Source organism: Klebsiella pneumoniae subsp. pneumoniae HS11286, from assembly GCF_000240185.1.
Lineage (GTDB): Bacteria > Pseudomonadota > Gammaproteobacteria > Enterobacterales > Enterobacteriaceae > Klebsiella > Klebsiella pneumoniae.
On the sequence record NC_016845.1, the window covers coordinates 3,861,355 to 3,882,836 of the forward strand.

Consider the following 21,482-nt stretch of genomic DNA (forward strand, 5'->3'; position numbering starts at 1 on the left):
AACGTCAGGCGTTCGCGTCTTTCACTTCGCGAATACGATCCTGGTATTCACGCAGTTTTTGCGGCGTCATCATGCGACGCTGATCGTCAAGCACCACGCCGCCCACTTCGTCAGCGATATACTGCGCAGACTGCAGCATCAGCTTGAAGTTCTGCAGTTCATCGCCGTAGGAAGGGACCTGCATAAAGATAGTCACCCCAGGGGTCATCATATCCGCCATGCTGTCCGGATTGAAGGTTCCCGGTTTCACCATGTTGGCCAGACTGAACAACACCGGACCGCTGCCGTCCGGACTTAGGTGGCGGTGGAAAATATTCATTTCACCAAACTTAAAGCCGGCCTGCTGGATACTGTTGATCAGCACTTCACCGTTAAGCTGGGCGCCATGATGCGCGGCGACGTTCATCACAATGACCGTCTCTTTGCGCTCTTTCGGCTGCGGCGCGGCGGGCTGCTGCGGCTCTACCGGCTGCGGTTCCGCGACGGCGGGCTGCGACGCGGCAACAGGCTGTGGCGCAGGCTGCTGCGGGGCGGCTGGCTGCGGCTGAGCGACGGTCGGCGTCACCGGTTGCGGCGCGACAGGCTGCTGCACAACAGGCTGCGGCTGGTGTTGCGGTTGTACGGGCGGCTGCGCAGGTTGCGGCTGTTGCCAGCCAGGCTGCGGAGCCGCATGCGGCGCAGGCTGTTGCTGCGGTGGAACCGGGGCCTGGCGCGGCGGCTGCGGCGGCTGGCGAACCGGTTCTTCAGGACGCGCAGGCTGCTGCATCTGGCGCTCGTAAGGCGGCTGGTACTGGTGCTGCGGCGACTGACGAGGGGCTTCATGCTCCCCATGCGCGCCGTGCGGGGCGTGAGTCACCGGATGAACGCGGACTTCTCCTACGCCTTCAACATTATCATCAAAGTCGTCGTTTTCCGACTCATCGTCGCGCGACTTCATACGTTTCAGTGGGCGATCGCGAAACATCGAAGAACGTTCTTTACGGCTGGTCCAGAAACCATGTACCAGTAAAGCGATTATGGCGATCGCGCCAACAATGATTAATATCAGACGCAAATCCTGCATCATTATATTCTCTGTTGTTCTAACACCTTGCCACCACGGCAAACATTTACTCACTAAGAGTATTTGCCGATTACCTCAAGTGCAAGTGCGTCGGTCGCTTTCACCACATAAAGATGAACTAAATCGTGCTTTTTGCTGTTTTTTCGAACATTTCCTAACTGGTTATTGTCTGACGACCCGATAAAATAAGCGAGCATTCACACCGGATGTTAAAAAAGGAGCAATGCCTGGCTATGGTTTCATCATCCGCACCGACCCCGCGCAGCGGCGTTTATTATTTTTCGCAGGGCTGGAAACTCATCGGGCTGCCGGGCATACGGCGTTATGTCTTCCTGCCTTTACTGGTTAACGTGCTGCTGATGGGCGCTGCCTTCTGGTGGCTGTTTACCCGTCTCGGCAGCTGGATCCCCTCGCTGATGAGCCATGTGCCGGACTGGCTGCAGTGGCTAAACTACCTGCTGTGGCCGGTGGTAGTGCTCTCAATCCTGCTGGTGTTTGGCTACTTCTTTTCGACGATCGCCAACTGGATAGCCGCGCCGTTCAGCGGCCTGCTGGCGGAACAGCTGGAAGCGCGCCTGACCGGCGCTACCCCGCCGGACGTCGGCGTCTTTGGCATCATGAAAGATATTCCGCGGATTATGAAGCGTGAGTGGCAGAAGCTGGCCTGGTATCTGCCGCGCGCCATCGTGCTGTTGCTGCTCTACTTTATTCCCGGCGTTGGGCAGACGGTAGCCCCGGTACTCTGGTTCCTGTTCAGCGCATGGATGCTGGCGATTCAATACTGTGATTATCCCTTTGATAATCACAAGGTTCCCTTCAAAACCATGCGCGAATCGCTGCGCAGTCGCAAAGTGATGAATATGCAGTTTGGGGCGCTCACCAGCCTGTTCACAATGATCCCGGTGTTAAACCTGGTGATCCTTCCGGTGGCTATCTGCGGCGCCACCGCCATGTGGGTCGATTGCTATCGCGATAGACACGCCAGCTGGAAATAGCGGTAACACCTTCACTTGGGGGCGGCAAAGGCCGCTCCCTTATATCGCGCTTATTCCTTCTTGCTTATCATTATTTCCCTTCCGCATATAGATATGCTAAATCCTTACTTCCGCATATTCTTTAAGCGGGTATGCTGATGCCGTACCCCCAAATTTCATACAGTTAAGGACGGGCCATGAGTAAGATTTTTGAAGACAACTCCCTGACTATCGGTCATACGCCGCTGGTACGACTGAACCGCATCGGTAATGGCCGTATCCTGGCAAAGGTAGAATCTCGTAACCCGAGCTTTAGCGTAAAATGCCGTATCGGCGCCAATATGATCTGGGATGCTGAAAAGCGCGGCGTTCTGAAACCTGGCGTGGAACTGGTCGAGCCGACCAGCGGCAACACCGGTATCGCCCTCGCCTACGTGGCGGCGGCCCGCGGCTACAAACTGACGCTAACCATGCCGGAAACCATGAGCATCGAGCGTCGTAAGCTGCTGAAAGCCCTGGGCGCCAACCTGGTGCTGACCGAAGGCGCCAAAGGCATGAAAGGCGCTATCCAGAAAGCGGAAGAGATTGTCGCCAGCAACCCGGAACAATTCCTGCTGCTGCAGCAGTTCAGCAACCCGGCTAACCCGGAAATCCACGAGAAGACTACCGGCCCGGAAATCTGGGAAGATACCGATGGTCAGGTGGATGTGTTTATCTCCGGCGTAGGTACCGGCGGAACGCTGACCGGCGTCAGCCGCTATATCAAAAACACCAAAGGTAAAAAAGATCTGATCACCGTCGCCGTTGAACCGACCGATTCCCCGGTGATCGCCCAGGCGCTGGCGGGGGAAGAACTCAAGCCGGGTCCGCACAAAATTCAGGGTATCGGCGCCGGCTTCATTCCTGGCAACCTGGATCTGAAGCTGGTCGACAAAGTGATCGGCATTACCAACGAGGAAGCTATCTCCACGGCGCGCCGCCTGATGGAAGAAGAAGGCATCCTGGCGGGTATCTCTTCCGGGGCCGCCGTTGCCGCCGCGCTGAAGCTGCAGGAAGATGAGGCCTTTACCAATAAGAATATTGTGGTTATCCTGCCTTCCTCAGGTGAGCGTTATTTAAGCACCGCGCTGTTCGCCGATCTCTTCACTGAGAAAGAGCTGCAACAGTAGTGCCAGCTTGTAAATAATGTGTAAAAAAGCACCTTTTCGGGTGCTTTTTTGTGGCACACGTCAAAGTTTTACCCCTCCTGGCATTGATTCACCTCGTAGGGTCTGGTATTTAACCAGCACATTTATTTTGATGCGCGAAATTATTCAGAAGAGGATTTCCGCCAGCTGAATCGATTTTATGATTTGGTTCAAGTCTTCCTTTCGCGGCATAATGTTTAATGACGTGCTAGACGTCAATGGCCCGCAGGTCTTCGCAGCGCCAGGCGCTGCCGACGCCAAGGCCGGAAACGTAACGCCGGCGCTAACAATACAGGCTAAAGTCGAGTCGTTAGACTAGACTTTAGGTCCACAACACTAAACCTATAAGTTGGGGAAATATAATGTTCCAGCAAGAAGTTACCATTACCGCTCCGAACGGTCTGCACACCCGCCCTGCTGCTCAGTTTGTTAAAGAAGCTAAAGGCTTCACTTCTGAGATCACTGTAACCTCCAACGGCAAAAGCGCCAGCGCCAAAAGCCTGTTCAAACTGCAGACTCTGGGCCTGACCCAGGGCACCGTAGTGACCCTCTCCGCTGAAGGCGAAGATGAGCAGAAAGCTGTTGAGCATCTGGTTAAACTGATGGCTGAACTCGAGTAAGTTCACGGGTTCTTTTTCATATCAGTCACAAGTAAGGTAGGGTTATGATTTCAGGCATTTTAGCATCCCCGGGTATCGCCTTCGGCAAAGCATTGCTGCTGAAGGAAGATGAAATTGTCATCGACCGGAAGAAAATTTCTGCCGATAAGGTTGATCAGGAAGTCGAACGTTTCCTGAGCGGCCGCGCCAAGGCCTCCGCCCAGCTGGAGGTCATCAAAACCAAAGCTGGTGAAACTTTCGGTGAAGAAAAAGAAGCCATCTTCGAAGGGCATATTATGCTGCTGGAAGATGAGGAGCTTGAGCAGGAAATCATAGCCCTGATTAAAGATAAGCACATGACTGCCGACGCGGCAGCCAATGAAGTTATCGACGGTCAGGCCACTGCCCTGGAAGAGCTGGATGATGAATACCTGAAAGAACGTGCGGCTGACGTACGTGATATCGGTAAGCGCCTGCTGCGCAACATCCTTGGTCTGGCAATCATCGATCTGAGTGCGATTCAGGATGAAGTCATCCTCGTCGCCGCCGATCTGACCCCGTCTGAAACCGCACAGCTGAACCTGAAAAAAGTGCTGGGTTTCATCACCGATGCGGGCGGTCGTACCTCCCACACCTCTATCATGGCGCGTTCCCTGGAATTGCCGGCCATCGTGGGCACCGGCAGCATCACGGCGCAGGTGAAGAACGGCGACTATCTGATTCTCGACGCGGTGAACAACCAGGTTCTTATCAACCCGTCTAACGAGCAAATTGAAGCGCTGCGTAGTCTGCAGGCTCAGGTTGCGGAAGAAAAAGCCGAACTGGCGAAACTGAAAGATCTGCCGGCGATTACCCTCGACGGCCATCAGGTTGAAGTCTGCGCCAACATTGGTACCGTTCGCGATGTCGAAGGTGCTGAGCGCAACGGCGCCGAAGGCGTAGGCCTGTATCGTACCGAATTCCTGTTCATGGACCGTGACGCGCTGCCAACTGAAGAAGAACAGTTTGCGGCTTATAAAGCGGTGGCTGAGGCCTGTGGCTCTCAGGCCGTTATCGTCCGTACCATGGATATCGGCGGCGACAAAGAGCTGCCGTACATGAACTTCCCGAAAGAAGAGAACCCGTTCCTCGGCTGGCGTGCCGTGCGTATTGCGATGGATCGTAAAGAGATCCTGCGCGACCAGGTTCGCGCCATCCTGCGTGCCTCCGCTTTCGGTAAGCTGCGCATTATGTTCCCGATGATCATCTCTGTTGAAGAAGTGCGTGCGCTGAAGAAAGAGATCGAAATCTACAAACAGGAACTGCGTGACGAAGGTAAAGCATTTGACGAATCCATTGAGATCGGCGTGATGGTGGAAACACCGGCTGCGGCGACTATTGCTCGTCATCTGGCCAAAGAAGTTGATTTCTTTAGTATCGGCACCAATGATTTAACGCAATATACTCTGGCAGTTGACCGTGGTAATGATATGATTTCACATCTTTACCAGCCGATGTCACCGTCTGTACTGAATCTGATTAAGCAAGTTATTGATGCTTCTCACGCTGAAGGTAAATGGACTGGCATGTGCGGTGAGCTTGCGGGCGATGAACGTGCTACACTTCTGTTGCTGGGTATGGGGCTGGACGAATTCTCTATGAGCGCCATTTCCATCCCGCGCATCAAGAAGATTATTCGTAATACGAACTTCGAAGATGCGAAAGTATTAGCAGAGCAGGCTCTTGCTCAACCGACAACGGACGAGTTAATGACGCTGGTTAACAAGTTCATTGAAGAAAAAACAATCTGCTAATCCACGAGATGCGCGGCCCAAATTACTGCTTAGGAGAAGATCATGGGTTTGTTTGATAAATTGAAATCTCTGGTTTCTGATGACAAGAAAGACACCGGAACTATTGAGATTGTTGCTCCCCTCTCCGGTGAGATCGTCAACATTGAAGACGTGCCGGATGTGGTTTTTGCGGAAAAAATTGTGGGCGATGGGATTGCCATCAAACCGACTGGCAACAAAATGGTCGCGCCGGTAGACGGTACCATTGGTAAAATTTTCGAAACCAACCACGCGTTCTCTATTGAATCTGATAGCGGCATCGAGCTGTTCGTTCACTTCGGTATTGATACCGTTGAACTGAAAGGCGAAGGCTTCAAGCGTATCGCGGAAGAAGGTCAGCGCGTGAAAGTCGGCGATCCGGTTATCGAATTTGATCTGCCGCTGCTGGAAGAGAAAGCCAAGTCGACTCTGACGCCGGTGGTTATCTCCAACATGGACGAGATCAAAGAGCTGATCAAACTGTCCGGTAGCGTGACCGTGGGTGAAACCCCGGTAATCCGCATCAAGAAGTAATGCTTGCTGCATAAAAATGGCGCCGAAAGGCGCCATTTTTTTATACCGCGCAAGTTACCGGTCGATAGCACTTCTCGCGGGACAAGACGCGCAATCCCTCCGGGGTGCTCTCCAGAATTCGCCGCTCGCTGTCAGCGACCAGCAGTTCGCACTGATATCCACCGGCCAGGCCGAACAGCGACCGCGCCACGCAGGCATCCTCCAGCGCCGCCTCACCTGTCGTATCAAAATGACCAACAATGCGTCCCTGCTGGCGGATCACTAACCGATAGCTTTTCATCTGCTTTGCTCCAGCGGCGGTAGGATCAATTCGTCACACCCCTGGGCGGCAGTCCAGTTCATCACCTCCAGCACGCGCTGGGCAGCAGCCTGCGTCGCTGCCCCCAGCGCCAGTCCGGAAAGCAACCCGCTCACCAGCTCCGCGCAGAACAGATCGCCGGTTCCTTTTAAGTCTGTCTCCACCCGCGGGTGAACCACCACTTCCACTGCATCGGCCGTCACCACCAGCACATTGATCGTCGAATCGGCCTCTCCCGGCGCGCTGGTGATCACCACCCATTTGAGGGTGTCCGACAGCAGGCTTCGCGCCGCGGCGACCGCCTCCTGCCGATCGCGACAGCGCTGGCCGCTCAGCGTCTCCAGTTCGAACAGATTGGGGGTGATCCCTTGCGCCAGCGGCAGCAGGTGCTGACGATAGGCGTCCGGGATCTCAGCCTTGACATAGATGCCGCTGTCGACATCGCCGATGACCGGATCCACCAGAATGCACAACCCGGGATGGCGGGCCCGTACGCGCGTCAGCCACTGCGCCAGGCGTTCGATTTGCACTGCGCTGCCCATATAGCCGGTGGTGACCGCACGCAGTTCGCGCAGCGCGTCGCGCTCCTCCAGCGCCTGCAGATACCCGACAAACCACTCTTCCGGAATAATGCCGCCATAGAACGTCTCATAATGGGGCGTATTACTGAACAGCACCGTCGGCACCGCCAGCACGCGCAGACCATGCTGTTTAATCGCCGGAACCGCGATGCCGTTGCCGACGCTGCCATAGACTACCTGCGACTGCACGGCGACGATATCCACTTCCGACGCCCGGCTTTTGTCGTGAAAGAGCACTGATTGTATATCATCCTGCTGGCCCATCTTTTCTCCCCCCGCTGGACAGCGGGTCACGCACTGATTATGATTCGTCCTATGCTAAATTCCATTTTGTCATAGGTCAATAATGTTAGCCGGAAAAACCGCCAGCGAAATCTTCGATAACATCCGCCATCTGGTGCAGAGCGGCGGGTTGCAGCCCGGAGAGGTTCTGCCGCCGGTACGTGAACTCGCCAGCCAGCTTGCAGTGAATCGCAACACTGTCGCCGCCGCCTATAAACGGCTGGTGACCTCCGGGCTGGCCGTCAGTCAGGGACGCAACGGTACAGCCATTAAAGCGCGGGACACACTGCCGGCGCTGGAGGGAGGTGACCCAACGACCCCGCTGAACGATATCTCCAGCGGCAATCCGGATCCGGCCAGACTGCCTGATTTACCCCGCTATCTGGGCCAGATTGCCCGCACGCCCCGCCTGTATGGCGATGCGCCCATCGAGCCGCGGCTTGGCCAATGGGCCGAGGCGTGGTTTGCCAGAGAGATAGCCGTTCCCTTTGCGGTGAATCTCGCCAGCGGGGCGATAGACGCCCTGGAGCGCCTGCTGTGCGCTCTGCTGCTCCCCGGCGACGGCGTTGTGGTGGAAGATCCCTGTTTTCTCAGCAGCATCAATATGGTGCGTTACGCCGGTTTTACCCCCTGCCCGGTGGCGGTGGATGCCGAAGGGATGGATCCTGACGGCCTGGAGGAGGCGTTACGCAACGGCGCACGGGCGGTGATCTTAACCCCGCGCGCGCATAATCCTACCGGCTGTAGCCTGACGGAAACCCGGGCGCATGCCCTGCGGGAGGTGCTAGCCCGCTATCCGCAGGTACTGGCGATTGTTGATGACCATTTTGCCCTGCTGTCGGCCACGCCATGGCACTCCCCTCTTCCTGCAAGCACCCAACGCTGGGCGCTGGTGCGCTCGATGTCAAAAACCCTCGGACCAGACCTGCGGCTGGCCTTTATCGCCAGCGATGCCGCTACTTCAGCGGCGCTGCGCCTGCGGCTTAACGCCGGCAGCCAGTGGGTCAGCCATCTGCTGCAGGACCTGACGCTGGCCTGCCTGACCGACGAGGCGTTTATCGCCTCGATGACGGAGACTCGTCGTCACTATCGCCAGCAGAATGAGAAACTGGCGGCGGCGCTGGCCCGGCACGGCTTCAGCCATGCTACGCCAGGGGATGGCCTCAATTTCTGGCTGCCGCTGCCAGCGGCGAGCCAGCCCTACGCCTTACGCCTGGCCCGCGCCGGCTGGCTGGTCCGGGAGGGAGAGGTGTTTGGCATCCGTACGCCCTCCCACGGGCTACGCCTGTCGCTGGGCCGTCTGAGTGACGCTGAGATTTCCCGCCTGGCGGCCGATATTGCGCAGGCCTTAGACGCCCCCTGACGCAGGCAGTCCACCGAACGTATCGGGGAGTGATGGCAGCTGCCGACAAATTAATGAAAAATAAACGACAGCAGGCTAGTCTTACCTGCATGCCCTGATCGCCGAGGCGGACAAATCGCTCACAACAAGGAGCACCAGAGATGCGTCACCCTGACCTGGCACTGAAAGCAGTCATTGAAGCCTGCGATCGCGCTATCTCGCAGGAAGATTACGATACCCTGATGAGTTATTACGCAGAAGACGCCGCGCTGGTCGTCAAACCGGGCATGGTGGTCAGAGGGAAAGAGAATATCCGCAAAGCCTTTATCGCCATTGCCGACTATTTCCAGCACCGACTGGTGGTGACTCAGGGGAAAATGGAGGTTATTGAAGGCGGCGGCAATGCGCTGGTGATTATGGAGACCCGGCTGGATATCCCGACGGCGGACGGGATATCCCAGGTTACGCGACGCGCCACCTATGTCTTTCAGAAGCAGGGCGAACGCTGGCTGTGCACCGTCGATAACTCCTACGGCACCGACCTGCTTGATGATTAAATGCCCGCCCCCTGGCTAAAGTGTTCTTCGCCGAAGACGCCGGTGGAAAGGTAACGATCGCCGCGATCGCAGACAATCGCCACCACCACCGCGCCAGGATTTTCGCGGGCTATGCGTAACGCGCCCGCTACCGCGCCGCCCGAACTGACGCCGCAGAAAATGCCTTCCCGCACCGCCAGCTGACGCATGGTGTTCTCAGCATCCTGCTGATGAATATCCAGCACCGTATCCACCAGCGAAGCGTTAAAGATCCCCGGCATATACTCTGCCGGCCAGCGGCGGATCCCGGGAATACTGCTCCCCTCCTCCGGCTGCAGGCCAACAATGGTCACCGGTCTACTCTGTTCACGCAGAAAACGTGACACGCCGGTAATGGTGCCAGTGGTCCCCATACTGGAGACAAAGTGGGTGATACGCCCCGCGGTCTGCTGCCAGATTTCCGGGCCGGTGGTGGTGTAGTGGGCGTAGGGGTTATCCGGGTTGTTAAACTGATCGAGCAGTTTGCCTTCGCCGCGCTGGGCCATCTCCAGAGCCAGGTCGCGGGCACCCTCCATCCCTTGCTCTTTGCTGACCAGGATAAGCTCGGCGCCGTAAGCGCGCATCGCGGCCCGACGCTCCTGGCTCATGTTGTCGGGCATCAGCAGCTTCATCCGGTAGCCTTTCAGCGCGGCGATCATCGCCAGCGCAATACCGGTGTTGCCGCTGGTCGCTTCGATCAGCACGTCTCCGGGCTGAATTTCGCCGCGCTTTTCCGCTTCAACGATCATTGACAGCGCGGCGCGATCTTTCACCGAGCCGGCCGGATTATTGCCTTCGAGTTTGACCCAGACTTCGCTGCCGTTGTCCGGTCCCAGACGCTGAAGTTTGACCAGAGGGGTATTGCCGATGGTTTGTTCGAGTGTATTCACGATTTTTACTCAATAAAAAAGCCGGGCGGCGCTTCGCTTACCCGGCCTGGCAGACGCGTCATAATTCCAGACCGGGTAAGCAGAGCCTCACCCGGCAAAAGCACATGGATTTAAGCTATCAGGCCGACTCCGCCAGAGCAAGCTCGCCGCGCGGCTCGATACGCTCGGTACCGTTGTACAAACGCGCGTTTTGCAGCCCGACGAACAGCCGTTCGCCGCGGGACGGCGCCTCGTCGCCCGTTAACACCACGCTCAGCGGTTCGTCATACCACCCCAGAGGCTGGACGACTAATTGGGTGTAGTGCCCTTTCGGACTGGCCTCCAGGACCTGCACCGGCAGCGGCGAATCCAGGCTGGTCCGCCGGCTGATGTCCACTTCCCACGGGCGCAGGAACAGGTCCACTGGCCCCTGGTATGCCGGGGTATAGCCTAACGGCCAGCGGTGGGCGCCGACGTGGAACTGTCCACCGCGGATGACCCCCTGCAGGCGGTTCACTTCCCCCATAAACTCCAGCACGAAACGGGTAGACGGCTCACGCCATACGCGCTCCGGGGCATCGGCCTGTTCGATGTTGCCCTGGCTCATGACCACCACCCGGTCGGCAACTTCCATCGCCTCTTCCTGATCGTGGGTGACGAACACGCTGGTGAATTTCAGCTCTTCATGCAGCTGACGCAGCCAGCGGCGCAGCTCTTTACGCACCTGCGCATCCAGCGCACCGAAAGGTTCATCCAGCAGCAAAATTTGCGGCTCCACCGCCAGGGCGCGCGCCAGCGCCACGCGCTGCTTCTGGCCTCCGGACAGCTGCGCCGGATAGCGATCCGCCAGATGGGCCAGCTGCACCATCTCCAGCAGTTTGGTCACCTTGGCTTTAATCGCCGCCGCATTGGGGCGTTCGCGGCGCGGCAGCACGGTCAGGCCAAAGGCGATGTTATCGAACACCGTCATATGGCGGAACAGCGCATAGTGCTGGAAAACGAAGCCCACTTTACGGTCGCGAGCGTGCATCCGACTGACGTCGGTACCGTGGAAGCGGATATGACCGCTGGTCTGATGCTCCAGACCGGCGATAATTCGCAGCAGGGTGGTTTTTCCGGAGCCCGAGGGCCCCAGCAGCGCAACCATTTGTCCGGAAGGGATATCCAACGAGATATCATTCAGCACCTGGGTGCGACCAAACGATTTCTGAATATTGGCAATCTCAATGCTCATGATTTCCCTCCTGTTGCGCGCGTTCTTTCTGATTGGCCAGACGCCATTGCAACATACTCTTTAAAAACAGGGTCAGAATAGCCATTAACGTCAGCAGGGCGGCGGCGGTAAACGAGCCGACGGTGTTGTAATCCTGCTCCAGTAGTTCAATTTGCAGCGGCAGCGACAGCGTTTCGCCGCGGATCGAGCCGGAAACCACCGACACCGCGCCAAATTCGCCGATGGCGCGGGCGTTGGTCAGCACCACGCCGTACAGCAGCGCCCAGCGAATATTGGGCAACGTCACCCGGCGGAACATCTGCCAACCGGACGCGCCCAGCAGCACCGCGGCCTCATCTTCATGACTGCCCTGACTCATCATCACCGGCACCAGCTCACGCACCACAAACGGACAGGTAACAAAGATGGTCGCCAGCACCATGCCTGGCCAGGCGAACATGATTTGCAGATTATGCGCGTCAAGCCAGCCGCCCAGCGGACCGTTAGAGCCGTAAAACAGCAGATACACCAGACCGGCCACCACCGGCGAGACGGCGAACGGGATATCCAGCAACGTCAGCAGCAGCTGGCGCCCCGGAAAGGTAAAACGTGTCACCAGCCAGGCCAGCAAGGTACCGAACACCAGGTTCACCGGTACGGTAATCAATGCAATCATCACCGTCAGCCAGATGGCATGCAGCATGTCCGGGTTCGCCAGGTTTTCCAGCACCGGCATCAATCCTTTGCTGAAGGCCTGGATAAAGATGTAGAGCATCGGCACCACAAGGATGAAGGCGGAGACCAGCATCCCGACGCCAATCAGAAACCATTTTCCCCAGTTGATACGGGGCGCGTCGTAGCGTTTCAATTGAGTAACTTCCGCCATTAGTGACCTACCACGCGTCGACCAAAGCGACTCTGCAGGGTATTGATGGAAAACAGCAGCAGCAGTGAGGCGGCCAGGATCACCGAGGCGATGGCGCTCGCCGCCGGATAGTCAAACTCCTGCAGACGAATAAAGATCATCAGCGACGTCACTTCCGTCTTCCACGCGATGTTGCCGGCGATAAAAATCACCGCGCCGAATTCGCCGAGGCTGCGGGTAAACGACAGAGCAATGCCCGCCAGCAGCGCCGGCGACAGCTCCGGCAGCACCACCTTGCGGAAACTCTGCCAGCGCGTAGCGCCCAGCGTTTCCGCCGCTTCCTCATACTCGGGCCCCAACTCTTCCAGCACCGGCTGCACGGTGCGTACCACAAACGGGATGCTGGTGAAGGCCATCGCCACGGCGATGCCGAGCCAGGTATAGGTGACTTTAATATCGAACTTCGCCAGCCATTCCCCGTAAATACCGTTCACCGAAAACAGCGAGGCCAGGGTCAGACCGGCTACCGCCGTCGGCAGCGCAAACGGCAGGTCCATTAAGGCATCCAGCAGCGTGCGGCCCGGAAAACGATAGCGGGTCAGGATCCAGGCCATCAGCAGACCAAAGACGCCGTTAAAAATCGAGGCCACAAACGCCGACAGCAGCGTCACCTTATAGGCAGCCACCACCTGCGGGTTGGTGATCACATCCCAGTACTGCGCCCAACTCATCTGCGCCAGCTGCATCACCAACGCGCTGAGCGGTAATAACAAAATCAGACAGACAAACAGCAGGCTGGTGCCAAGGCTCAGGGTAAAACCCGGCAGCACGCGCTTGGACGACACAGCAAACATTACTTACGCCCCGCCGCCAGCAGTTTGTCCAGTTCGCCGCCGCTGGCGAAGTGGGTTTTCATCACCTCAGGCCAGGAGCCAAACTTATCTTCCACGCGGAACAGCTCGGTCTGTGGGAATTTATCCTTCAGAGCATCCATCACTTTCGGGTTGTTTACCCGATAGTAGTAGTCGGTAATGATAGTTTGCGCCTGTGGCGTATAGAGCCAGTTCAGGTAGGCTTTCGCCGCCTTTTCCGTGCCATTGGCTTTGACGTTTTTATCGACCCAGGCTACCGGGAACTCCGCCAGAATGTTGGTTTTCGGGATAACCACTTCAAATCCCTGCGCCTCATACTGCTTGCGAATATTGTTCACTTCCGATTCGAAGCTAATCAGCACATCGCCGAGGCCGCGCTCGGCGAAGGTGGTGGTCGCTCCGCGCCCGCCGGTGTCAAAGACTTCGACGTTCTTGAGAAACTGAGTCATAAACTGTTCGGTTTTAGCTTTATCGCCGCCATCAGCTTTATCCGCCGCGCCCCATGCCGCCAGGTAGGTGTATCGGGCGTTACCCGAGGTTTTCGGATTCGGGAAGATCAGCTTAACGTCAGAGCGAACCAGGTCGTTCCAGTCATGAATGTTTTTCGGATTGCCTTTACGCACCAGGAAACCCATCGTCGAATAGAACGGTGAGCTGTTGTTCGGCAGACGGCTTTGCCAGTCGGCCGGGATCAGGTTGCCTTTGTCATGCAGGATCTGCACGTCCGTCACCTGGTTGTAGGTGACCACGTCCGCCTTCAGGCCCTGCAAAATAGCCAGCGCCTGCTTGGATGAACCGGCATGCGACTGCTTGATGGTCAGCTTGTCCCCGCCATTGTCTTTCGCCCACTGCTGCTCAAAAGGCGGGTTAAGGGCGGCAAACAGCTCGCGGGAGACATCATAGGAGCTGTTCAGCAGCTCCGTCGCCTGCGCCTGCGCCACCAGCAGCATGGAAGCCGCCAGCGCCAGATATCCTTTTTTCAGTGATTTAACGGCCATTGCGCACCCTTATCAACGTTGAACATTTTCTGATGATCATCATATTTATAACGGGTACGAAAGGAGTAACAGTTTTATATACCGTTTGGCGATTTGGAAGTCGAAAAGGGAATAAGCAACTGGCAAAGCTTAGCTGAAAGCGGCTCGCAGATTAGACGGGTCATTGTGACAAACGGCAGCCAGGCGTGCACTGTGTTTATATGAAAAACACACAGATATTTGCTCGTCAGCTCAGACGTAGCTTAACGCCCGCAGAACGTCGACCAGGGTACTGACTGGGCAACCGCCGTTTTGCTAGCGATACGTTTCGCCGCCAGCGCCCCGTTGCCCCCTATATTCTCGATTTCGCCTGCTGCGCAATACGGCTGGCGATTGAACTGGACGGCGGCCAACACGATGACGCCGCACCCTCTGGCAACAGAGCGAGGGATGGCGAGTTTTACGCTTCTGGAATATTGAGTTTGAAGAGTATGGTGATGCGGTGATGGAGGGGATACTTGAAGCGCCTGAGTCGCCGATGCCCTCACCCCTCCCCTCTGACTGAGGGAGAGGGAGTAAAAGAATCCGCACGCAGATCCCATAGCCGCACCTTACCGTCCCCTCTCCCCTTTGGGGAGAGGGTTAGGGTGAGGGGAAAAATTACAGCGCCTGGATACGCTCCAGCGACGGCGCGAAGTAATACCCGCCGGTCACCGGTTTGGTGAAGCGCAGCATCGCGTCGCGTTTACCGTCGGTATCGCCAAACATGCTCAGCAGCTGCTGCTCGATGTTATACAGGCGCGCGCAGTAGGCGCAGAAATAGAGGCCATGGGTGCCGCTGGCGGTGCCGTACGGCAGGCTCTGACGGACGATTTTCAACCCTTTGCCATCTTCTTTTAAGTCCACGCGGCTCAGGTGCGACGTGACCGGACGTTCATCGCCATCGATCTCTTCGTTAGCGTCTTTTGTACGGCCGATCATCATCTCCTGATCCGGCACGCTCATGCGGTTCAGCTGTTTGAGATTATGCTCCCAGCGCTGGACGAACACGTAGCTGCCGCCCGCATCCACGCCGTCTTTAATGACCGCCACTTCGCGGCGGGTTTCTTCCCCCGCCGGGTTTTCGGTGCCATCGACGAAGCCGCTGAGGTCACGCTCTTCCACCCAGCGGAAGCCGTGGATCTCTTCTTTCACGTCGATAGCGTCGCCAAAGGCGGCCAGCGCGGCCTGCGCCACCGAGAAGTTAACTTCATGACGGGCGGATAAAATATGAATCAGCAGGTCATACTGGGTGGACGGCGCCAGCCCTTTGCCATAGACCGGGAAATCTTTTAACTCATCCGCCCCTTCGCCGCCGCTCAGCTGACGCCAGACGTTATTGCCGAACGCCACCACCGCACCGAGTTTGGCGTCAGGGAATTTAGCCTGGAAGGTGGCCACGTTATCGACAAAAATTTTGCTCGCTTCGCGCAGGGCGTTAACGTCCCCTTTGAGATTGGCTTCAATCCAAATCGCCGCGCGGCAATGTTCCGGCAAAATGCCGCTCTGAACCTGAGACATCGCTCCTCCTGAAATGATGCAACCACAACGCTGTCGCGTTGCTAACGCGCCATTGTAACCGTTTTTCAGAGCTGTCGTGTCTCTTCAGATCAATTTAGCGACGCCAGATAATCTTGCTGACCTTCCAGTTTTTCAGCGTATCGTCGGAGGGCATCAGCTCGTCCGGACCGCTCCAGTGGCCAGTGAAGGCATAGCTGATATGCTGGCTCCCCTCGGCCTGACACTCGACGACCGCCCCGTTGTCATGGCTGCCTTTCTGGCAGTTGCCGAAGGCTTTGCTGTACAGGTCGCTAAACGGTGTGCCGATTTTCACGCCGCTGGCGGTTTTGATATCCGCATCACGCACGTCAATCCGGCTGATAGCACCGTTGTCGCCATTGATGGTCAGCGCCACGCTGTTGTTTTTCAGCGCTTCAAAGTAGTGGACGATATTGCCCTTATCGGTCTTCATTCCGCTGCGTAAACGGTAGTCGCTGCCCAGCGCATCGCTAATCGCCTGTTCATTGAGCGGCGTGGAAGCCGTCAGTTTACCCACTCCCTGCTCGGTCACCTCGGTGGAAGCGCCAAACCAGTTCCACGGATAGGCCGCCGACCAGTTGACTGCGCTCATCGTGGAGCAGCCGGTCAGCGCCAGCGGAAGCGCACAGAGCATTACACGTAGCGATTTCATATCTCAATCCTTTCTGAGTCATTCAACGCATGTTGGAGTTCACGATCGGCAAAAAGTGCCATTAAAAGGTGGTCTGGTGAAAACAGGCGCCCAGGCGACGGCTGGTTAACAGCCACCACAGGGCATAGCCATCCGCGACCAGCAGCGCAATGGTCAACGAGGAGGGAGATTCGCCGCTCAGCCATAGCATCGGCTGCCACAGCAACAGCAGCACTTGCGATAGCACCAGCAGCCAGCGCATCGCCCGCCACAGGCGCGGCAGGCGCTGACGATAGCCGCTAAGCAGAAAGGCCAGCACCGCCGGCACGCCTGGCAGTAAACCAAGCCAGAAGCGCTCGTGATCGGGATAGAACAGATTAAGAATCGCGTCGCCCTGCTGGCGCGATGCGCCGGCCATCAAAAACAGCACCCACGTGCGGGCCTGCAACAACAGCACGCACCAGAAAAGCAAAGGCAGGCGCAGACGGCCATGGGCATCAAAATCGGCGGGGATAAACTCAGTATTCTTCATCTTCGATCAGGCGCTTGCCCAGGGTCAGGACATCGGCGTACTCATAGCCCAACCGCTCGTACATTCCCTGCACCACGTCGTTGTCTTCACGGACCATAATGTTGATTTTCGGGCAGCCGCGGGCAATCAGCTTTTTCTCCAGACGGTTGAGCAGCGCGTTCGCGATACCCCGGCCGCGATATTCCGGATGGACGCCGAGATAATAGGCCGATCCGCGATGACCGTCATATCCGCCCATCACCGTGCCGACCACTTCGCCATTCACTTCCGCCACCAGAAACAGGCTGACGTCGTGATTCAGCTTGCGCTCAATATCCATCTCCGGATCGTTCCACGGGCGCAGCAGATCGCAGCGCTCCCACAGCGTCACAACCTCTTCGAAATCCTGCTGGCGAAAAACGCGAATCTCCATGGTATTCCCCACCATTGACGGTTAAAAACAGTGATTATGGCGCGAATATAACTGATAGCCAATATCAGGCGAAATCAGCGACAAAAAATGGCATAATATGACTTTGTCATGTATTGAAATGAAAAGTAAAACAATTCTTATTTTGAATGGTCGTAACGGCAAACGCGATACGATATAACATTGGACATCACTTGTTTACAATTCAGGCCGAATGAGCACTTTTAAACCTTTAAAAATACTTGCTTCGCGCCGTCAGGTGCTGAAAGCCGGGCTGGCTGCGATGACGCTGAGCGGCGTCGCCTCACAGGTCAGCGCAAAAGAACAGCCACTGAAAACGTCAAATGGACATAGCAAACCCGCCGCCAAAAAGGCCGGGGGTCGCCGGATTGTAATGTTAGATCCGGGCCACGGCGGCATCGATACCGGCGCTATCGGCCATAACGGCTCGAAAGAGAAGCATGTGGTGTTGGCGATCGCTAAGAACGTGCGCAGCATTTTGCGCAGCAACGGCATCGACGCCCGCCTGACCCGCACCGGGGATACCTTTATCCCGCTGTACGACCGCGTGGAGATCGCCCATCAGCACGGCGCCGATCTGTTTATGTCAATCCACGCCGATGGTTTTACCAACCCGAGCGCCGCCGGCGCCTCGGTGTTCGCCCTGTCAAACCGCGGCGCCAGTAGCGCCATGGCGAAATACCTCTCCGATCGCGAAAACCGCGCCGATGAGGTCGCCGGTAAGAAAGCGACGGATAAAGACCATCTGCTGCAGCAGGTACTGTTCGATCTGGTGCAGACCGACACCATCAAAAACAGCCTGACGCTGGGCTCGCATATCCTGAAAAAGATCAAGCCGGTACATAAGCTACACAGCCGCAATACCGAGCAGGCGGCGTTCGTGGTGCTGAAGTCACCATCCATACCGTCTGTGCTGGTGGAAACCTCGTTTATCACCAACCCGAACGAGGAGAAACTGCTCGGCACCACCGCCTTCCGGCAGAAAATCGCCACCGCGATTGCCAACGGCATTATCAGCTATTTCCACTGGTTCGATAACCAGAAAGCCCATTCGAAGAGACGTTAATGAAACCCGATGCCGCGCAGGTAAAAACTTTTCTGCTCCAGCTCCAGGACAACCTCTGTCAGCAGCTGAGCGCCGTGGATGGCGCGCCGTTTATTGAAGATGCCTGGCAGCGGGAAGGCGGTGGCGGCGGACGCAGCCGGGTGCTGCGCGAAGGCCGGGTGTTCGAGCAGGCGGGGGTCAACTTTTCCCACGTCCATGGCGACGCCATGCCTGCCTCCGCCACCGCGCACCGCCCGGAGCTGGCCGGACGCAGTTTTGAAGCCATGGGCGTCTCGCTGGTGGTTCATCCGCTGAACCCCTACGTGCCCACCAGCCATGCCAACGTGCGGTTCTTTATTGCCGAAAAGCCTGGCGCCGACCCGGTGTGGTGGTTCGGCGGCGGCTTTGATTTAACCCCTTACTACGGCTTTGAAGAGGATGCCGTCCACTGGCATCGTACCGCCCGCGATCTGTGTCTGCCGTTCGGCGAGGAAGTCTATCCGCGCTATAAAAAATGGTGCGATGATTACTTCTATCTCAAGCACCGCCAGGAGCAGCGCGGCATCGGCGGTCTGTTCTTTGACGACCTGAACACCCCGGATTTTGACCACTGCTTCGCCTTTATGCAGGCGGTCGGGAACGGCTATGCTGACGCCTATTTACCTATCGTCGAACGCCGGAAAGCCACGCCGTACGGCGAACGCGAGCGCCACTTTCAACTCTACCGTCGCGGCCGCTATGTCGAGTTCAATCTGGTCTGGGACCGCGGCACCCTGTTCGGCCTGCAGACCGGCGGGCGTACGGAGTCGATTCTGATGTCGATGCCGCCGCTGGTGCGCTGGGAATATGATTATCAGCCCGAGCCCGGCAGCCCCGAGGCGGCGCTGAGCGAGTTTATTCAGGTGCGCGACTGGCTGTAACGGCCGGATGGCGGCTGGCCACCCGGTAGCGGAGTCTCTTCCCTCACACCCACTGGCGCAGGCGATGGTGCAGCGTCATCGACGGTTTCTCAGCAAACAGCTGCTGATAGTCGGTGGCGAACTGCCCCAAATGCCAGAATCCCCACTGCATGGCCGCCTCCTTGACCGTCTCGCGCTCTGACCAGGGGCTTATCAGCTCCCGACGCACAGCGTTCAGGCGGATCCGTTTGAGCCAGGCGTTAGGACCAATCCCCAGTATCGCATGGAAGGCGTTCTGCAAGGTGCGACGGCTGACGTACAGCTGCTGGCACAGATCGAGAACGGTTAACGGCTCCGCGCTGTTTTCCAGCACATATTCGCGCGCCTGCGCCAGCAGGCGGCGGTAGCTCTGGTGGCTGACGCTCTCTGCACTTACCATCGGCTGCGCTTCTTCCAGCATCGTGCCCATCGCCAGCAACAGATTATCCCGCAGGACCTTACGCACGGCCGGCTGATGAAGGGTATCCGGATGCTCGCTAAAGGTGGCCAGCGCCTGCTGGACAAACCCCCACAGCGCGGCCTTATGCGGCTCGCGGACCGCCAGCGCTGACTGGTTGCGTAGCATATGTAGCACTCGCTCCGGGTGGTGCAGGAAACTGGCGTGACGCGCAATCACCTCCTGCGAAATCACTACCCCGAGAATGGTGTAATCATCCGGCGTGCTGAGCTCGAACTCCGTACCGCCGGGACGGGTGGCGATTTCTGCCCGGCCCAGACACTGCGAGCCGATAAACCCCTGTTCACCCCGGGTCGCCGGAATGCCAAACCAGAAGGAGTTCGGCCAGACCAGGCAGGACTGGCGCAGCGCCAGCCCGGTATATTCGCGGAAGACCTGGATCTCATCGAGCAGGATTTCGGTAAACTCGCCGCGAAACTGCCCCGGATGCAGCTGATCGTAGATCTGTTGCCAGGCGGTAATGGTCAGGGCGTGCTCATACACATCGGTTGTGTGTCGTTGATGAATATTGTCAATTTCAACCTGAGGCGTCAGCCTGGTGTCTTCCGGCAACGCCTCGCAACAGAGATGGTGCAAATTTGCAGAACGACGCTTTTTCATAATCGTTAAAGCCGGGGGCAAGCCGCTCCCGGCACCTCCGACAGGTTATGGATTTTTGAGACGATAGCGGCTACTGCGTTTTCGTAGCGTCCCTGCGGAAAAGAGCTGCTCCAGCGCCTGGCGGGCCTTATCCAGCGGCCAGGCAAAATGCGCGGCGACCTCGCCGGCCGTCATGCCCTGACGAACTGAAGCCAGCAGCGTCAGTAAGGCTTCCGATGAAGCCGGGTCAGCTGGCGGCATGGGCGCTGGCGGCGGTGGCTGAAAACCGCCGATCAGCCGCTGGGTATCCTCTTCCGGGCGGCCAATTTCCCGACGGCTGATCACGCAGCCGGTCCGCCGGGCAGCGGCGGCCCCAGCATCCAGCGCGGCGCGGCAGGCCGCCAGGTCGCCCTCCACCACCAGCGTTAACCTGCCCGGGTCGAGCACTTCATGACTGAGCAGGCGCACATTGGCCGCCTTAAGCATGGCATCCGCAGCGTCTACAGCCGCGACCATGCCCTCCACTTCGAGCAATCCCAGCGCATTGATCATCGCTCCCTCCATTACACACGCTGTACAGGATGACGGGCAATATCGAGAACGGCATCGGTAAAGGCATTGCAGGCGGCTTTACAGGCGGCCTGGCTTCCCGTCAAAAAGGCGGCCGAATAGTTGGTTTCCGATGGCGGCGGGACGTAGGTCACCAGCTGAACGTCGGCCGACTTCATCGCCGCATCGATACCAAACGTCGCCTCCAGCGGCGGCGCCACCAGATAAGCGATCGGATCGCCCAACGCGATGCCAGCGGCCGATGAAAGATAAGAGCCGGTACGCGACACCACGTGCGCCAGAAACGCGGTATCTTGCGCGTCGTTAGCCCACTGGAATGCCGCCCCACCTTCAATATGCGCCATCATGGCATCCAGCCCGGCGCGAACTTCCGCCGGGTTCGGGCCGCCAAGCATGATCAGTACTTCGCCGGCGGTAGGCGACGGACCATGGGCCGCACCGGCGTAGAGGGAGCGGCCATAGACCACCTCCACCATCGCCTGCTTTGTCGCTTCGTCGGCGGCAATATACGTCACATCGTCAGAATCTGCCGTGATGAGTCCGAGGCTACGTATATGCGACGGTAATTTAAGCTCGCGCGCGAAACCGTCATTCACCGAGGCAATCACGCGCATCGCGGTGACCGAGGGGCGAATCAAATCTAATGCTGGCATGATGCC

General features: G+C 57.6%; 28 protein-coding genes. 11 read left to right on the forward strand and 17 right to left on the reverse strand.

The features are described from left to right. Positions 1-4 precede the first annotated feature (4 nt). Entirely contained in the window at positions 5-1,066 is a 1,062-nt protein-coding gene (locus tag KPHS_38250) for a cell division protein ZipA (protein ID YP_005228125.1), read from the reverse strand. 50 nt (positions 1,067-1,116) lie between these two features. Continuing rightward, a complete protein-coding gene (locus KPHS_38260; protein ID YP_005228126.1) occupies positions 1,117-1,260 on the reverse strand; it encodes a hypothetical protein in 144 nt (47 codons plus the stop codon). Between the two features lie 36 nt (positions 1,261-1,296). On the opposite strand from KPHS_38260, the gene KPHS_38270 reads away from it, so the two are divergent. The 6 genes from KPHS_38270 to KPHS_38320 all read left to right on the forward strand — a co-directional run bounded on the left by KPHS_38270 (position 1,297) and on the right by KPHS_38320 (position 6,168). Next, complete coding sequence (locus KPHS_38270; RefSeq protein ID YP_005228127.1) at positions 1,297-2,058, forward strand: CysZ; 762 nt, start codon at positions 1,297-1,299, stop codon at positions 2,056-2,058. A gap of 176 nt (positions 2,059-2,234) precedes the next feature. Next, the gene (locus tag KPHS_38280; protein ID YP_005228128.1) at positions 2,235-3,206 is read left to right on the forward strand and encodes a cysteine synthase A; all 972 of its coding nucleotides are present in this window, start codon (positions 2,235-2,237) and stop codon (positions 3,204-3,206) included. Between the two features lie 211 nt (positions 3,207-3,417). Beyond that, positions 3,418-3,543 carry a hypothetical protein gene (locus tag KPHS_38290; RefSeq protein ID YP_005228129.1) on the forward strand — a complete coding sequence of 42 codons (126 nt, stop codon included), beginning with the start codon at positions 3,418-3,420 and terminating at the stop codon, positions 3,541-3,543. A gap of 43 nt (positions 3,544-3,586) precedes the next feature. Next, positions 3,587-3,844: a phosphocarrier protein ptsH gene (locus tag KPHS_38300; protein ID YP_005228130.1), complete on the forward strand. Its 258-nt coding sequence runs from the start codon at positions 3,587-3,589 to the stop codon at positions 3,842-3,844. Positions 3,845-3,888: 44 nt separating this feature from the next. After that, positions 3,889-5,616, forward strand: a complete 1,728-nt coding sequence (locus tag KPHS_38310) for a PEP-protein PTS family enzyme I (RefSeq protein YP_005228131.1) — start codon at positions 3,889-3,891, stop codon at positions 5,614-5,616. 42 nt (positions 5,617-5,658) lie between these two features. Next, the gene (locus KPHS_38320; protein ID YP_005228132.1) at positions 5,659-6,168 is read left to right on the forward strand and encodes a glucose-specific PTS system component; all 510 of its coding nucleotides are present in this window, start codon (positions 5,659-5,661) and stop codon (positions 6,166-6,168) included. Between the two features lie 40 nt (positions 6,169-6,208). On the opposite strand, the gene KPHS_38330 is transcribed toward KPHS_38320, so the two are convergent. Both KPHS_38330 and KPHS_38340 read right to left on the reverse strand, forming a co-directional pair. Next, the gene (locus tag KPHS_38330; RefSeq protein YP_005228133.1) at positions 6,209-6,448 is read right to left on the reverse strand and encodes a hypothetical protein; all 240 of its coding nucleotides are present in this window, start codon (positions 6,446-6,448) and stop codon (positions 6,209-6,211) included. Further along, positions 6,445-7,311: a pyridoxal kinase gene (locus KPHS_38340; RefSeq protein YP_005228134.1), complete on the reverse strand. Its 867-nt coding sequence runs from the start codon at positions 7,309-7,311 to the stop codon at positions 6,445-6,447. Before KPHS_38340 ends, KPHS_38330 begins: the two co-directional genes overlap by 4 nt. Positions 7,312-7,393: 82 nt before the next feature. Between KPHS_38340 and KPHS_38350 the strand changes: the two genes are divergently transcribed. Next, positions 7,394-8,692: a putative regulatory protein gene (locus KPHS_38350; RefSeq protein ID YP_005228135.1), complete on the forward strand. Its 1,299-nt coding sequence runs from the start codon at positions 7,394-7,396 to the stop codon at positions 8,690-8,692. A gap of 140 nt (positions 8,693-8,832) precedes the next feature. Next, the gene (locus tag KPHS_38360; protein YP_005228136.1) at positions 8,833-9,228 is read left to right on the forward strand and encodes a DUF4440 domain-containing protein; all 396 of its coding nucleotides are present in this window, start codon (positions 8,833-8,835) and stop codon (positions 9,226-9,228) included. Here the strand turns inward: KPHS_38360 and KPHS_38370 are convergent. The 5 genes from KPHS_38370 to KPHS_38410 form a co-directional block, all read right to left on the reverse strand. Further along, complete coding sequence (locus tag KPHS_38370) at positions 9,225-10,136, reverse strand: cysteine synthase B (RefSeq protein YP_005228137.1); 912 nt, start codon at positions 10,134-10,136, stop codon at positions 9,225-9,227. The genes KPHS_38360 and KPHS_38370 overlap by 4 nt on opposite strands. Positions 10,137-10,254: 118 nt before the next feature. Next, a complete protein-coding gene (locus KPHS_38380; protein ID YP_005228138.1) occupies positions 10,255-11,349 on the reverse strand; it encodes a sulfate/thiosulfate transporter subunit in 1,095 nt (364 codons plus the stop codon). Next, positions 11,339-12,214: a sulfate/thiosulfate transporter permease subunit gene (locus KPHS_38390; protein YP_005228139.1), complete on the reverse strand. Its 876-nt coding sequence runs from the start codon at positions 12,212-12,214 to the stop codon at positions 11,339-11,341. Before KPHS_38390 ends, KPHS_38380 begins: the two co-directional genes overlap by 11 nt. After that, entirely contained in the window at positions 12,214-13,047 is an 834-nt protein-coding gene (locus tag KPHS_38400) for a sulfate/thiosulfate transporter subunit (RefSeq protein YP_005228140.1), read from the reverse strand. Before KPHS_38400 ends, KPHS_38390 begins: the two co-directional genes overlap by 1 nt. Then, positions 13,047-14,063 carry a sulfate/thiosulfate transport system thiosulfate-binding component gene (locus KPHS_38410; protein YP_005228141.1) on the reverse strand — a complete coding sequence of 339 codons (1,017 nt, stop codon included), beginning with the start codon at positions 14,061-14,063 and terminating at the stop codon, positions 13,047-13,049. The genes KPHS_38400 and KPHS_38410 overlap by 1 nt, the downstream gene beginning before the upstream one ends. Between KPHS_38410 and KPHS_38420 the strand changes: the two genes are divergently transcribed. Continuing rightward, entirely contained in the window at positions 14,063-14,200 is a 138-nt protein-coding gene (locus KPHS_38420; RefSeq protein ID YP_005228142.1) for a hypothetical protein, read from the forward strand. The genes KPHS_38410 and KPHS_38420 overlap by 1 nt on opposite strands. A gap of 105 nt (positions 14,201-14,305) precedes the next feature. Here KPHS_38420 and KPHS_38430 read toward each other — a convergent pair whose 3' ends face one another. The 5 genes from KPHS_38430 to KPHS_38470 form a co-directional block, all read right to left on the reverse strand. After that, entirely contained in the window at positions 14,306-14,458 is a 153-nt protein-coding gene (locus tag KPHS_38430; RefSeq protein YP_005228143.1) for a hypothetical protein, read from the reverse strand. Positions 14,459-14,702: 244 nt separating this feature from the next. Then, positions 14,703-15,602, reverse strand: coding sequence for a Dyp-type peroxidase (locus KPHS_38440; protein ID YP_005228144.1), 900 nt, complete (start codon positions 15,600-15,602; stop codon positions 14,703-14,705). Positions 15,603-15,696: 94 nt separating this feature from the next. Then, entirely contained in the window at positions 15,697-16,272 is a 576-nt protein-coding gene (locus KPHS_38450) for an RpoE-regulated lipoprotein (protein YP_005228145.1), read from the reverse strand. A 61-nt stretch (positions 16,273-16,333) separates the two neighbouring features. Next, a complete protein-coding gene (locus KPHS_38460; protein ID YP_005228146.1) occupies positions 16,334-16,783 on the reverse strand; it encodes a DUF2919 domain-containing protein in 450 nt (149 codons plus the stop codon). Further along, positions 16,770-17,195 carry a putative acetyltransferase gene (locus tag KPHS_38470; RefSeq protein YP_005228147.1) on the reverse strand — a complete coding sequence of 142 codons (426 nt, stop codon included), beginning with the start codon at positions 17,193-17,195 and terminating at the stop codon, positions 16,770-16,772. Before KPHS_38470 ends, KPHS_38460 begins: the two co-directional genes overlap by 14 nt. A gap of 211 nt (positions 17,196-17,406) precedes the next feature. On the opposite strand from KPHS_38470, the gene KPHS_38480 reads away from it, so the two are divergent. After that, the gene (locus KPHS_38480; protein YP_005228148.1) at positions 17,407-18,279 is read left to right on the forward strand and encodes an N-acetylmuramoyl-l-alanine amidase I; all 873 of its coding nucleotides are present in this window, start codon (positions 17,407-17,409) and stop codon (positions 18,277-18,279) included. After that, the gene (locus tag KPHS_38490; protein YP_005228149.1) at positions 18,279-19,178 is read left to right on the forward strand and encodes a coproporphyrinogen III oxidase; all 900 of its coding nucleotides are present in this window, start codon (positions 18,279-18,281) and stop codon (positions 19,176-19,178) included. The genes KPHS_38480 and KPHS_38490 overlap by 1 nt, the downstream gene beginning before the upstream one ends. A 43-nt stretch (positions 19,179-19,221) precedes the next feature. Here KPHS_38490 and KPHS_38500 read toward each other — a convergent pair whose 3' ends face one another. Genes KPHS_38500 through KPHS_38520 form a run of 3 tightly spaced genes read right to left on the reverse strand, consistent with a single transcriptional unit; the run spans position 19,222 to position 21,476 of the window. Continuing rightward, entirely contained in the window at positions 19,222-20,295 is a 1,074-nt protein-coding gene (locus tag KPHS_38500; RefSeq protein YP_005228150.1) for a transcriptional regulator EutR, read from the reverse strand. A gap of 24 nt (positions 20,296-20,319) precedes the next feature. Further along, positions 20,320-20,805 carry a putative carboxysome structural protein for ethanolamine utilization gene (locus tag KPHS_38510; RefSeq protein YP_005228151.1) on the reverse strand — a complete coding sequence of 162 codons (486 nt, stop codon included), beginning with the start codon at positions 20,803-20,805 and terminating at the stop codon, positions 20,320-20,322. Positions 20,806-20,816: 11 nt separating this feature from the next. Continuing rightward, the gene (locus tag KPHS_38520; protein ID YP_005228152.1) at positions 20,817-21,476 is read right to left on the reverse strand and encodes an ethanolamine utilization protein; all 660 of its coding nucleotides are present in this window, start codon (positions 21,474-21,476) and stop codon (positions 20,817-20,819) included. Positions 21,477-21,482 lie beyond the last annotated feature (6 nt).